We start from the raw sequence: 12,552 nt of genomic DNA, 5'->3' as shown, positions 1-12,552 counted from the left end.
CGCCTTCAGCGTGCCGTGCGGCAAGCCCCGACCTCAGCGACTCAAACCTCAGCTGCCCTGGACTCGCGCCTGCCAAGCGTCCTCGTCGCGCGAGCGCCGCTCGACCCCCGCCGGAAGCTTGCCTTTGGCAAGGTCGACGAGCGTGGTGTGCTCCAGTACGTCCCGCAGACTCGCCCGGGCCGCGATCCAGACCCGCTGCAACACAACCGCCTGCTCGTTGTAGTCGACGCTCTCCGGCCGCACCCCGGAGATGCTCACGATCGGTCCGTCGACCGCCCGCATCACGTCGGCGACCGAGATGTTGTTCGGGTCGACGGCGAGCTTCCACCCGCCGGACTGCCCGCGCTGACTCGACAGCACACCGGCCCGGCGCAGGTCGGCGAGGATGCCCTGCAGGAAGCCGTGCGGAATGCCCTGCGCACGACTGAGTTCCTCGGCGGACACGACCGTGGGGTCGTTCGCCATCCAGTGCTGAGTGATCTCGATCAGCGCTCGCAACGCATAGTCAGACTTCGCCGAAACCCGCATGCTCCGCAGTCTGCCTTATCCGGGGCCTTCGTCACGCCCGTGGATGGGCTTGTTCGTACGCGCGTCGCAGTCTGTCACCCGAGACATGCGTGTAGACCTGGGTCGTCGCGAGCGAGGCGTGCCCGAGCAACTCCTGCACGCTGCGCAGGTCGGCACCGCCTTCCAGCAGGTGCGTGGCCGCGGTGTGACGCAGTCCGTGCGGCGACAGATCAGGTGCGTCGACCGCGTCCATCCGGGCGTGGACGACCCGGCGTACGGTCCGTTGATCGATCCGCCCACCCCGTGCACCGAGGAACAAGGCCGGCCCGCTCCCGGGCTGGACCAGCTTTGGCCGAGCGGTCTGCAACCAGGTCTCCAACGCGGCTGCCGCCGGTACGCCGTACGGGACCGACCGCTCTTTCCGCCCCTTGCCGAAGACGCGGACCACCCGGCGGGAGGAGTCCACCTCGTCGACGTCGAGGGCGCACAGCTCGCCGACCCGGATCCCGGTCGCGTACAGGAGTTCCATGATGGCGAGATCGCGCAGTCCGACCGGGCTGCCGTCATCGGCCGCGACCGCGGCGGCATCCAGTACGGCGCGCGTGTCGGCCTGCCCCAGTACGCCGGGCAGCGGTCGATGCGGCTTGGGACTGGCCAGGAGCGCACCGGGGTCGGTCTTGATCCGCCCGGTCCGCTGCGCCCAGGCGGTGAAGACGCGGGCGGCGGTCGCCCGGCGCGCCATCGTGCTCCGCGCCTTGCCCAGGCTCTGCTGCTTGGCCAGCCAGGAGCGCAGCCCACGGATGTCCAGCCCGTTCAGATCCGCATCGTGACCAAGCCGAGTCAAATGGTCCAGGAGGTCCGCGATATCACCGAGGTAGGCTCGCACCGAATGTTTGCTGAGGTCTCTTTCCGCCGTCAAGTGCCGTTCGTAGTCGGCCAGTAACACAGTGAAACCTTCTGACAGAGAAGGGATTTCGCTGACATCGTCCGGCTTCATGCCTCGACCATGCGGGAGTGTCCACGGCATCGCAAGCCACCGCGCTGGGTCGAGACAGAGGAGGTCTGGTCCGTAGACCGATGGTCGACTACTGTTCGGCCCGATTGCCCTAGTAGCAACGGAGGCACCCCTGACCATGGCCCCCTCAGCGAACGGACAGACCGTAGGCCGGCGCCTGCCGGTCGAGTCGGCGTTCACTAGAGTCGAGGATGCGCGGCACCGTCTGCCACGCCTGTTCGGCCGTCGCGACCTCGTCGTGCTCGGCCTCGGTGTGATGATCGGGTCCGGCATCTTCAGCCTGAGCGGCAAGCAAGCGGCGAGCGTCGCCGGACCTGCCGTGATCTTGTCGTTCCTGATCGCGGCGTTCGTCTGCGTGCTCGCGGCCGCCTGCTATGCCGAACTGTCCTCCACGATCCCGGTTTCCGGTAGTGCCTACACCTTCAGCTATGTGACGTTCGGCGAGATGTGGGCCTGGCTGGTCGGCTGGGCGCTCGTGCTCGAACTCGTCACCGCGGCCGCCATCGTGGCCCGCGTCTGGTCCGCCTACTTCCTGGCGACCCTGAACGGTTTCGGCGTCACCCTGCCCGACGGTCTGGCCCAGTTCTTCGGCCCCGACGCGAAGGTGAACCTGGTCGCGCCGCTGCTGTTGCTGTTGCTGACCGCGATGATCGTCACCGGCACGAAGCTGTCGTCGCGGGTGCTGACCGTGGTCGTCGCAGCCAAGGTCGCGGTGATCCTGCTGGTCGTCATCGTCGGCGCGACGCACATCAACTGGGCGAACTACCACCCGTTCATCCCGATCAGCCGGGCCGCGCCCGCGACCGCCAGTCCGACCTTGCTCAGCTGGATCGTGGACTCGTCGTTCGGCTCGTTCGGCGTAATGGGCATCTTCACCGCGGCCAGCTCGATCGTGTTCGCCTTCATCGGCTTCGACCTGATCGCGACCGCGTCGGAGGACGCCCGCAACCCGCGCAAGACGGTTCCGCAGGGCATGCTGCTCGGTGTCGGCGCCGTCACCATCCTGTACGTCGCGATGGCGGTGGTCCTGGTCGGTCTGCGGCCCTACGGCCAGCTGGGTGGCGCCGCACCGGTCTCCGAGGCGATGGACGCGGTCGGGGTCGGCTGGGCCGCGGACGTGGTCAACCTGGGCGCGCTGCTCGCGTTGATGACCGTGATCATGGTGGTGCTGATCGCGCAGAGCCGTGTTCTGTTCAACATGGGTCGCGACGGGCTGCTCCCGAAGAGCCTGGGCCGGGTCAGCCGGGTCTACTCCTCCCCCGCCCGTGCGGCCACCGCGGCCGGCGTCGCGGCAGTGGTGCTCACGCTGTATCCGAAGGTCATCGACCTCGAGGAACTGCTCGTCATCGGTGCCCTGTTCTGCTTCGCCTTCTGTGCAGTCGGTGTGCTGCGCCTCCGGCGCACCGAGCCGAACCTCGAGCGCGGCTTCCGGGTGCCGATGGTCCCGTTCGTCCCACTGCTCTCGCTCGGCGCGACGCTGTGGCTGATGCTGAACCTGAAGACCAGCACCTGGTGGATGTTCATCGTCTGGATGGTCTTCGGACTCGCTGTCTACGGCCTCTACGGCCGCTGGCACAGCCGGCTGGCCAACGAGGAGAGCTGGGACTTCGAGATCGGTGACACCGATCCGGGGACCGGTGGCCTGCAGCCGATCCGGCCGACCGACACCGACACCTCCGAGCTGCGCGCGGTCCGTACGCCGCCGAAGTCGAACCGCGGCAAGCACATGCGCAACTGACCTCGGGCGCCGTTGCCACTTCCGGTGCCGGCGCCCAGGTTTGTCCACAGGCTCGAATTCGGGTCCGAAATCGGTGCCGATCCCGGCATGTTCTTAGCCGGGAGGTGGTTACCGATGCGAGCCACACAAGCAGTCGGGCGGTACGGCGAGGAGCTCGCCGCGAAGTACCTGATAGACGCCGGTTTCGCCATTCTGGAGCGGAACTGGCGATGTGAGCTGGGCGAGATCGACATCGTCGCCCGGGACGGCGACACGCTCGTCGTCTGCGAGGTGAAGACCCGGCGAGGTCTCAACTACGGCTCACCGCTGGAGTCGATCACCTTTCGCAAGCTGACGACGCTGCGCGGGCTGGCCGGCCGCTGGCTGAATCAGCACGCCCTGCGGCCCCCGCAGGTCCGGATCGACATCGTCGCCGTTCTTCTCCCGCACCACGGGGAGCCCACGGTCGATCACGTCAGGGGCGTGGCCTGATGCCGCTCGCCCAAGCCTGGTCGGTCGCCCTGGTCGGCCTGGAAGGTCATCTGGTCGAGATCGAGGCCGACATCGCGCAGGGCCTGCCGAAGACGACGCTGATCGGCCTGCCGGACGCTTCGTTGTCAGAGGCAAGGGATCGGGTCCGGGCCGCGGTCGTCAACTCCGGTGAGCGATTTCCGGACCGCAAGGTGACGATCGGCCTGTCCCCCGCGACCTTGCCGAAGACCGGATCTCACTACGACGTCGCGATCGCTTGTGCGCTGCTCGCGGCCGCCGGTGTCGTCGAAGGTCCGCGGCTGCGCCATGCCGCGATGATCGGAGAGCTGGGGCTCGACGGACGGATCCGCGAAGTGCGCGGCGCCCTCGCGATGACACTGGCCGCCTCCCGCTCCGGCTTCGAGCGCATCGTCGTCCCCGAACTGAACGCGGGCGAGGCCCGGCTGGTTCCTGGAATCGCGGTGTACGGCGTCCGCTCGCTGCGCCAGGTGCTCGCGATCCTCCGCGGGACCGAGATCCCCGACGAAGACCCGCCGCGGGCCGAGCCGCGCCTGCTCTCCGAGTCGCTCACGCGAGTCCCCGAGGTGGATCTGGACGATGTGCTCGGCCAGCACGAGGGTCGGCGTGCGATCGAGGCGGCCGCGGCCGGTGGTCATCACCTCTACCTGCACGGACCACCGGGCTCAGGCAAGACGATGCTCGCTGAACGACTAGCCGGACTGCTGCCTGATCTGAGTACCGACGACTCGCTGGAGGTGTCGGCCGTGCACTCATTGGCGGGCCTACTGACTGGGGATGCCGAGCTTGTGGTGAGACCGCCCTTCATCGCGCCGCACCACACGGCTTCTCTGTCGAGCCTGGTCGGCGGCGGCTCGGGCATGCCTCGTCCCGGAGCCATCAGTTGCGCCCACCGCGGCATCTTGTTCATCGACGAGGCGCCGGAGATGCACCCGCTGACACTCGACACCCTGCGGCAACCGCTGGAGTCCGGGTTCATCGAAGTGCACCGCGCTGCTGCCGTGGCGAAGTTTCCCGCTCGCTTCATGCTCGTGCTCGCAGCGAATCCCTGCCCGTGCGGCCAGGCGGGGACGCCGTACGGGATCTGCAGCTGTACGCCGCAGGTGCTTCATCGCTATCGGCAGCGGATCAGTGGGCCGATCAAGGACCGGATCGACATCCAGCGCCAGATCCTGCCCGCCGCCCGCGGCAGCCAGGACGGCGTGCAACCCGAGTCCACCGCCGTCGTCGCCGAACGGGTGAAGGCCGCCCGCGACCGCCAGACCCACCGCTACCGCGACACCGGCTGGCTTCTGAACAGCCAGGTCCCCGGACCGCTGTTGCGACGGCAGTTCCAGCTCGACTCCGCAAGCCAGAGGATGCTCGAAGACCTCTACACCGAAGGCCGCCTGACCGCCCGCGGCTTCGACCGCGTGGTCCGGCTCGCCTGGACTCTCGCAGACCTGGAAGGCACGGCACGCCCCACCGCGGAGCTGACCCACCAGGCCTACCAACTGCGCAGCGGCGAACCCCTCACTCCTCTAGCCGACCACAAACCCATCAGGGAAAACGCATCATGACCATGACAAACCCGATGAGTACCGCGACCGAACGAACCTCCAGCGACCTGGAACGGATTGCGCGGGTGGGGCTGTCGCGGGTGGTGGAGCCGGGTGATCCGGCAGCGCTGGAAGCCTTCGACGGGATGTCCGTTCTCGAGATCTGGGAGTTGCTGCGCAGTGGAGCACCGCGGACAGAGCGCTGGTCGATGCGGCTCGCGAACACGGACCCGGAGCGGGATCTCGAGCGTGCACAGCTAGCCGGGGGACGGTTCGTGATTCCTGGCGACGCCGAGTGGCCGGAGCAGATCGAAGTACTGGCTGATGCCGGTCAGCAGGCCCGCCGGGGTGGAGTGCCGTTCGGACTCTGGGTCCGGGGTGAGGCCGATCTCCGTCAGGCTTTGGAAAAGTCCGTCGCGGTGGTCGGATCACGCGCGTGTTCGTCGTACGGCGAGCATGCGGCCGCGGAGTTGTCCGCGGGGCTGGCCGACAACCAGGTGACCGTGGTTTCGGGTGGTGCGTACGGCGTCGATGCCGCCGCTCATCGCGGAGCGCTGGCCGCCTCTGGGCTGACGATCGCGGTTCTCGCTTGCGGCGTGGACGTCAGCTACCCGAAGCGCAACACCGCGTTGTTCGACCGGATCGCAGCCGAAGGGCTGATCCTGAGCGAGTTGCCGCCTGGCTGTTCGCCGACCAGGTTGCGGTTCCTCGCACGCAACCGGCTGATCGCGGCGAGCACGCTCGGGACGCTGGTCGTCGAGGCCGCAGTACGAAGCGGTGCGCTCAACAGCGCCGGCTGGGCCGAGCAGTGCGGACGCGCCGTGCTCGCGGTGCCCGGACCGATCACCTCGCGGATGTCAGAAGGTGCGCATCTTCTGGTGAGGGAGCGCAACGCGGTCCTGGTGACGAGCATCGCGGACATCCTCGAAGCAATCGCCCCACTCGGCACCGAGCTGACGCCGTACCCGCACGCCCCTGCCGAACCGACCGACGGCTTCGACCTGGAAGTCCGCCGCACCCTGGACGCCGTCCCCGTCCTCAGACCCGCCCCCGCCGCCCGCATCGCAGTCACCGCAGGCCTGGACACCGCCACCGTCCAGCAATGCCTCGAAACCCTCGCCGAAGCCACCCTGATAGAACACACCCCCACCGGCTGGCGCCTCTCCCCCACCCACCGCCGCGCCCTGGGAACGACCTGATCGCTAGCAGCGCGCTCGTCGGCTGACCTGGTCGCCGAGCCAGAACCGCAGGTATGTCAGGGAGTGCTGAGGTAGTTGATGGTGGAGCCTTTGACGTAGACGGGCCGGACGCCGACCGGGACCGTGATGTTTCCGGCGGCGTCCGGAGTGAACGTGGTGGACAGGCCATAGAGACTGGTGACCTGGATCGGGCCGCCGGCATTCACCGTCACCGTCGTGTTGGCGCCGGTGGCTGCCCAGACGGCGCGCAGCGGCGATCCGTCCGCGGCCGAGAAGACCTGGTCGATCAATCCGTTGCCTGGGTTCTCCTTGCCGAGGAAGGTTGCGCCCGCGAGTTGGCGCGCGGCGGTCGCGTAGGCGACGTACGACGGCTTCGGGGTGTACGGACCGAGCGGGTCGGTGCTGTGGTGGATGAGACCGAAGTTGTCCTCGAGTCCCGCCGGATCGGATCCGTCGTTCATGAAGTCGTACAGATAGTGCCGCTGGATGCCGAGGCCAAGCGTGACCAGTTCCGCACGAGCCACGTACATCGCCTGAGTGCCTTCGTCGACCGAATCGCTGCTGGTGGCCGTCCGCCAGCCGGCCTCGGTGATCCAGATCGGCTTGTCGACACCGCCGTTGTACTGGCGGATGATCGCCCGTAGCTGCGCGATGTACGTACCGAGGCTCTCCGGCGCGTGCAGGTAGTTGTACGGATGGATCGACACGGCATCCAGGTAACGCAGGCCTCCGAGAGCGGCGAACGACTGGAACCAGGCCACCTGGTTGACATCTGTGTCGCCTCCACCGACCACAGTGACCGCCGGATGGCCGGCCTTCACCCTGGCGTACGTCGCCTTCAGCAGGGCGAGGTAGCTGTCCGGGGACTTGTTCGCCGGCCCGGCGGCGTTGTTGTCCCACTCGTTCCAGACCGCGAGGTTCTTCACCTGCGGGTACTTCGTGAGCAGGGCGTCGGCGTAGTTGGCGAACGCTGCTCGCCCGGGATCGGTGGACGGCGCGTTGAACGCCTGGTCCGGGCAGTCGTACAGACAGTTGCCGTAGTCGGCGATGAGCAGCGGATCGATCGAGTTGTTCTGCAACGTGGTCAGGTAGTTCGTCACCTTGGCCGGGAAGGCGAACGTCCCCCGCGTCGTCTCGGCGTCCCCCCAGTAGGCCTCGTCGCGCACCGTGCGGGCGCCCGACAGCGCGACCAGCGGCAGCGGATCCGGGCTCCACTTCGCGCCGAAGTGCGTGCCGGCACCGAGCAGCGGGCCGGAGTACAAGGCCGTCACGCTGTCGATGCTGACGGTCGCGGCTGTCCCACCGCCGATGATCTGTGGCTTGTCGAGCGTGAGCGAGATGGCCTTGGCCGGACCGTGCCAGATCCCGTCGTCTGCTCCGCCGAAGTGCAGGTACGACGTACCGGCGTCGAACCGGGAGACGGCCAGCGACTGCCAGTTCGAGGATCCGGACAACGGCAGGCGTTGTTGGTGGACCTGACCGGTGGCATCGGTCAGGCGCAGTCCGATCGACGACACCTGAGTGGTACGCACCCAAAGGGTCAGCGACGACAGGTTCTGCGAGGTCAGGTCGCGTTGCAGCGCCACGTAGTTCCCACCGCCCGAGAAGTTGGCGGACAGCTTGGCGGACTGGACCCCGGTGTGTCCGGTACTCGGGTCGAGTGTGTAGCTCCCGGTGGCGCCGGGAAACTCGCTCCCCGGGTAGAAGCTCCAGCCTTCAGCCGAACTCTCGTAGTCGCCGAGCACCGTGTTCGGCTGCGCCGCGGGTGCTCCGGCCGTCAGGTCGTCGATGCTGATGGTGGCCGTCGTACCGCCGCCGGTGATTCCGTTGCGATCGAGGACCAGCTCGACGCCCTTCGCGGGGCCGTGCCACACACCGTCGTTCGCGCCACCGAAGTGAACGTACTGCCGGCCGCCGTTCAAGCGGGTGATCGCCAGCGACTGCCAATCCGTCGCGCTCGAGAGATTCACCCGCTGCTGGTGCACCTGTCCGGTCGAATCGGTCAGCCGGACGTTGATCCAGGAGACGTTCCCGGTGGTCCGGGCCCAGAAGCTCAAGGTGGTGGCGCCGACCGCGGGTACGGCACGTTTGACGCTGACGTAGGCGCCCCCACCGGAGAAATCCCCGGACAACCGGCCGGACTTGCCGCCGCTGTGACCGTCGGAGGTGTCCTGGGCAAAGCTTCCGGTGGCGCCCGGGTATTCGCTGCCCGGATAGAAGCTCCAGCCTTCGGACGAGCTCTGGAAATCGCCCAGCTCACTGGTCGTGATCCCGGACTGCGGGGTCGCGCCCAGTGGACCGATGATCGCGAAGGTCGTCCGGGCTGTCGTTGTGCCACCGCTGTCGGCGGCCTGCACGCTCAGTTGGTACCAACCGCGAGTGGTGACCGGGATCTGCAACGTACTGGCGGCGGCCTGGCTTCCGCTGGTCACTGTCGCGCCGTTCACGTCGGTCACCGACCAGCTCACCGAGGCCGCACTCGTACTGAGCCCCACCTGAACCTGCTGCCCGTCGGTGAACACATTGCCCAGGGCAACCGTCGAGAGCGTCAGCGCCGGCGCGGCGAAGACCGGCGGCGCTGTGCCCAGGCACCCGAGCAGGACGACCAGGACGATCGCGGCAAGGCGGAACCGTCGACGTGTCATGACGACTCCCCCGTCAGCTCGCCGGAAGGGCGGCCGGAGCCAGCCGGACCGCGTTGAAGCCGGCCGGGTTCTTGGTCTCCGCGACGCCCTTGCCCCAGCTCAGCCAGCCGCGCCGGCCGGTCCCGTCGTTCTCGTTGATCACGACTGTCGTCGACAGCAACCGGTCGTCCGGAGCGAACCCGAGAGTTCTCCACGGGACGGCGATCTCGTACGTCGTGCTGTGCGCCGCCTCGTCACGAACCACCTTGGCCTGTACGCCGGGCGGCGTACCGGTCTGGCTCACCGGGGTCCATCGCCAGGTGTCCACGGTGCCGGCATCGGTCAGCGCGACGCCGATCTCCTGGACCTGCGTCGCCTCGCCCGGCGCACCCGCGGTCATGCCGAGTTGCAGGCTGTCGCCGGCCCAGATGTTGCCGTTGCGGTTCGGTTGCGCGAACACGTCGTCGGTGACCTTGGCGGACAGGTAGAGGAACTGGTCGTCGTGCGTCAGCCACAGTGATCCGGACAGGTCGCTCGGTCCCGTCCATCCCGTCACGGGCGGAGTACCGGTGCCCTCCAGCGCTATCGCCGGCTGCGCGGCCACGGCTGGGTCGATGACACCGTCCAGGGTGACCGGATGCCGGTAGGCGACGGTCGGCGCAGCCAACGCAGTGAGATTGCCTGCCGCCTTGATGTCCGCCAGCCCTTGCCGGCGAAGGCTCGCGGACCACGTCGATGGCCCGGTCAGGGTCAGCGGGACGTCGGCCTGATCAGTACCGTGTGCCGGGACCGTGGACCCGGCGAGCAGGGTGCCGGACGCAGGGCCGGTGGTCCAGTCGAGTCCCGCGACCGTGATGGGCCGAGACGACGCATTGGTGACCCGGAATCTGAGTAGGTCCTTGCCGCTGCCGTTGAGCACGTGCGAAGCGGTCACCGACAGCGGTGCGGTCGCTGTGCCGGCCGCAGTGATCAGTGCTACCGGTCGACCGTCCATCGTCACCTTGGCGGAGTACGTCCGCGATCCCGTCGAGTCCTGCGCCGGGTAGCTGACCGCGGCCGTCGCGGTAGCGCCCGCCGCGACCGAGCCAGTTGTCCCGGCACCGCCGGCGCTGACGGTGAACGCGTGCGATACAGCGTCCGGGTTGGTGAAGGTCAGCGTGCCGGTGGCCGGATCGCCGGCGATCTCGGCAGCGACCGACAACGCGAAACGACTCGATGGGAGCATCGGTCCGGTGATGGCTCCCCGCAGGTAGACCGGGTCCGGTCCAGCTGTCACCCAGACATGCCCGTTGGGATCCGCGGTCAGTGTCGTCTCCACGCCGTACAGGTTCGTCACCTGGACCGTCGAGCCCGCCGGTGCGGTCGCGGCCACGACTCCGGGGGTGGTGGACCAGACGGCGTGCACGCTTTGTCCGCCACCGGCGTTGAAGCTGACGTCGTACCCGGCGCTGCCGAAGCGGGTCTGGCCGATCAGCGGGAGTTCGTCGATCTGCCGCGCGAGGACGGCCGTGGCGACATAGGACGGCTTCGGTACGAGCGCTCCCCGCGGGTCGAGCCGGTTGCGCACCAGGCCGAACCGGTGCTCGACGTTCGCGGGGTCGTTGCCGGAGTCCATGAAGTTGTACGAGCTGTAGCGGGCCACGCCGGCGCCGTACGAGAGCAGCTGGCCGCGGACCAGGTCGCGGGCCTGGGCCGGCTCGGAGACCGCGCTCGGGTTGGTTCCGGTCGCCCAGCCCTGCTCGGTAATGTAGATCGGCTTGGTCGAGCCGTGCGCCGTCATAATGCTGCGGATGGTGTTGAGGTAGGTGACGGAGGCCTCCGGGTCGAGCGGCTGCACGTACGGGTGGATGGTCACCGCGTCGACGTAGTCCAGCCCGCCGAGGTCGGCGAACCGCGTGAACCAGGCCTGCCAGTCGTTGATGACGGCCAGCGCCGGACCGGTCAGCTTCACGTCGGGATGCTTCGCCCGGACCGCCGCACTGACCGTCTTGAGCAGCGCGACGTAGTTGTCCGGGCTGGCTTTGGCAGCGCCGTTCGGGTCGCGCAGGTTCCACTCGTTCCACAGTTCGTACGTCGTGTGCTCGGTGCCGAACTCGTCCACGGCGGCGACGGCGTACCGGGCGAAGGCAGCGCGCTGATCGTCCGTCGCGGGCGCCTCGTCCGGGTAGTACAGCGTGTTGCCGTAGTCGAGGATGTTCAGGAAGTCGACGTGGTTGGCGTCCAGTGCGGCCTTGTAGTCCTTGACCTTCTGCGGGAACTGGATGACACCCTTCGTCGTCTCCGCCGCGGACCAGAACGCTTCGTCGCGAGCCGTCGAGATCCCGCCCACCGCCATCAACGGCACCGCCTCGAGCCCGGGGTTGGCGGCGCCGCCGAATGCCAGCGCTGAAGCGACGCCGATCCGGGTGTCGGTCGAGCTGGAGAAGTCGTGCGGGCTGAGGACCGCGAAGTCCGTGCCACCCGACGTGGTCGAGCCGTCGGGCCCGATCGCCGTCAGGTCGGTCTGGTACCAGCCCGGCGTACTGATCGGCAGCGTGAGCCGGCCGTTCAGCGACGCAGCCGGCGCGGAGCCCTCGGCCACCTCGGTGCCGGCGGCGTCGCGAACGGTCCAGCCGACGGTCGCGGCGTCGGTACTCACGCCGAGCGTCACCTGTTGACCGGCGACGAAGACGTTGCCGACGGTCGGGGTCGTGACGGCAAGGGCGGGCGCGACCGTCACAGCAGCGCGGGCGGGTGGCTGGAGTACGGCGGCCAGCAGCAGACCGGCCGTGAGAAGACTGACTGCGCCAGAGCGACGGCGGGTCATGTGGTGCTCCTCCCAAGAGAGCGAAAGCGGTTTCGCAAATCACACCTTGGTACCGGCTCCGAACCGCTGTCAATGGCTCGCGACTGACTACGATGATCAGATGGCCGACCAGCTGATCACCCTGTCCGACGTGGCGAACGCGGCTGGGGTCTCGCTGTCGACGGCCTCCAAGGCGCTCAACGGCACCGACCGGATCTCGGCCGCGACCCGCGAGCACGTGCGCGTCACCGCCGACCGGCTCGGCTTCCGGCACAACGCGCTGGCCCGCTCCTTCGCCCGCGGCCGCAGCCAGACCATCGGTGTCCTCACCCACCGCGCCTCGAACCCGTTCAGCCGGGTCGTGCTGGCCACTGTGGCCGCCGAGCTGGGCGCCAAAGAGCAGGCCGTCCTGCTGTACGACGCCCGGATGGACGAGCAGGACATCACCGAGAGCGTCTTGCAGTTGCGCGCCCGCCGGATCGACGGCGTGATCGTGATCGGTACGGGCACGTCGTTCCCGACCCCGTCGCTGACCGACCGGTTCGAGGTCCCGGTGATCAATGCCTTCCGCTGCATTGCTTTGCCGTCGTTGGCGGCACAGCGCGCGACGTCTTCGTGATGCCCGCGACGCTGCACGCGGTTCGAGGGGCCGAATCG

The 12,552-nt window shown here is 68.3% G+C and carries 9 protein-coding genes; 5 read left to right on the top strand and 4 right to left on the bottom strand.

Going from position 1 to position 12,552, the window contains the following annotated elements:
* Positions 1 to 48 precede the first annotated feature (48 nt).
* Together ABZ004_RS32325 and ABZ004_RS32320 are read right to left on the bottom strand one after the other, a co-directional pair.
* On the bottom strand, positions 49 to 528 hold the full coding sequence (locus tag ABZ004_RS32325) for an Rrf2 family transcriptional regulator (RefSeq protein ID WP_355684933.1): 480 nt from the start codon (positions 526 to 528) through the stop codon (positions 49 to 51).
* A 31-nt stretch (positions 529 to 559) separates the two neighbouring features.
* The gene (locus tag ABZ004_RS32320) at positions 560 to 1,504 is read right to left on the bottom strand and encodes a tyrosine recombinase XerC (protein WP_355684931.1); all 945 of its coding nucleotides are present in this window, start codon (positions 1,502 to 1,504) and stop codon (positions 560 to 562) included.
* A 136-nt stretch (positions 1,505 to 1,640) separates the two neighbouring features.
* Between ABZ004_RS32320 and ABZ004_RS32315 the strand changes: the two genes are divergently transcribed.
* From ABZ004_RS32315 to dprA, 4 genes are all read left to right on the top strand, one after another.
* The gene (locus tag ABZ004_RS32315) at positions 1,641 to 3,260 is read left to right on the top strand and encodes an amino acid permease (protein WP_355684929.1); all 1,620 of its coding nucleotides are present in this window, start codon (positions 1,641 to 1,643) and stop codon (positions 3,258 to 3,260) included.
* A 114-nt stretch (positions 3,261 to 3,374) separates the two neighbouring features.
* Complete coding sequence (locus tag ABZ004_RS32310) at positions 3,375 to 3,731, top strand: YraN family protein (protein ID WP_355684927.1); 357 nt, start codon at positions 3,375 to 3,377, stop codon at positions 3,729 to 3,731.
* A complete protein-coding gene (locus ABZ004_RS32305; RefSeq protein ID WP_355684926.1) occupies positions 3,731 to 5,308 on the top strand; it encodes a YifB family Mg chelatase-like AAA ATPase in 1,578 nt (525 codons plus the stop codon). Before ABZ004_RS32310 ends, ABZ004_RS32305 begins: the two co-directional genes overlap by 1 nt.
* A complete protein-coding gene (gene dprA, locus ABZ004_RS32300; protein ID WP_355684924.1) occupies positions 5,305 to 6,486 on the top strand; it encodes a DNA-processing protein DprA in 1,182 nt (393 codons plus the stop codon). Before ABZ004_RS32305 ends, dprA begins: the two co-directional genes overlap by 4 nt.
* 56 nt (positions 6,487 to 6,542) lie before the next feature.
* On the opposite strand, the gene ABZ004_RS32295 is transcribed toward dprA, so the two are convergent.
* Positions 6,543 to 9,131, bottom strand: a complete 2,589-nt coding sequence (locus ABZ004_RS32295; RefSeq protein ID WP_355684922.1) for a glycosyl hydrolase — start codon at positions 9,129 to 9,131, stop codon at positions 6,543 to 6,545.
* A 13-nt stretch (positions 9,132 to 9,144) separates the two neighbouring features.
* Complete coding sequence (locus ABZ004_RS32290) at positions 9,145 to 11,916, bottom strand: sugar-binding protein (RefSeq protein ID WP_355684920.1); 2,772 nt, start codon at positions 11,914 to 11,916, stop codon at positions 9,145 to 9,147.
* A gap of 100 nt (positions 11,917 to 12,016) precedes the next feature.
* On the opposite strand from ABZ004_RS32290, the gene ABZ004_RS32285 reads away from it, so the two are divergent.
* A complete protein-coding gene (locus tag ABZ004_RS32285) occupies positions 12,017 to 12,514 on the top strand; it encodes a LacI family DNA-binding transcriptional regulator (protein ID WP_355684918.1) in 498 nt (165 codons plus the stop codon).
* Positions 12,515 to 12,552 lie beyond the last annotated feature (38 nt).

Origin of the sequence: Kribbella sp. NPDC006257 (assembly GCF_040613535.1) — a bacterium.
Lineage (GTDB): Bacteria > Actinomycetota > Actinomycetes > Propionibacteriales > Kribbellaceae > Kribbella.
This window is presented reverse-complemented; position numbering and strand designations above follow the sequence as displayed.

Excerpts from the sequence above, each read along its gene's own strand:
- ABZ004_RS32325 (WP_355684933.1), bottom strand. The coding sequence starts at position 528 with ATGCGGGTTTCGGCGAAGTCTGACTATGCGTTGCGAGCGCTGATCGAG.
- ABZ004_RS32320 (WP_355684931.1), bottom strand. The coding sequence starts at position 1,504 with ATGAAGCCGGACGATGTCAGCGAAATCCCTTCTCTGTCAGAAGGTTTC.
- ABZ004_RS32315 (WP_355684929.1), top strand. The coding sequence starts at position 1,641 with ATGGCCCCCTCAGCGAACGGACAGACCGTAGGCCGGCGCCTGCCGGTC.
- ABZ004_RS32310 (WP_355684927.1), top strand. The coding sequence starts at position 3,375 with ATGCGAGCCACACAAGCAGTCGGGCGGTACGGCGAGGAGCTCGCCGCG.
- ABZ004_RS32305 (WP_355684926.1), top strand. The coding sequence starts at position 3,731 with ATGCCGCTCGCCCAAGCCTGGTCGGTCGCCCTGGTCGGCCTGGAAGGT.
- dprA (WP_355684924.1), top strand. The coding sequence starts at position 5,305 with ATGACCATGACAAACCCGATGAGTACCGCGACCGAACGAACCTCCAGC.
- ABZ004_RS32295 (WP_355684922.1), bottom strand. The coding sequence starts at position 9,131 with ATGACACGTCGACGGTTCCGCCTTGCCGCGATCGTCCTGGTCGTCCTG.
- ABZ004_RS32290 (WP_355684920.1), bottom strand. The coding sequence starts at position 11,916 with ATGACCCGCCGTCGCTCTGGCGCAGTCAGTCTTCTCACGGCCGGTCTG.
- ABZ004_RS32285 (WP_355684918.1), top strand. The coding sequence starts at position 12,017 with ATGGCCGACCAGCTGATCACCCTGTCCGACGTGGCGAACGCGGCTGGG.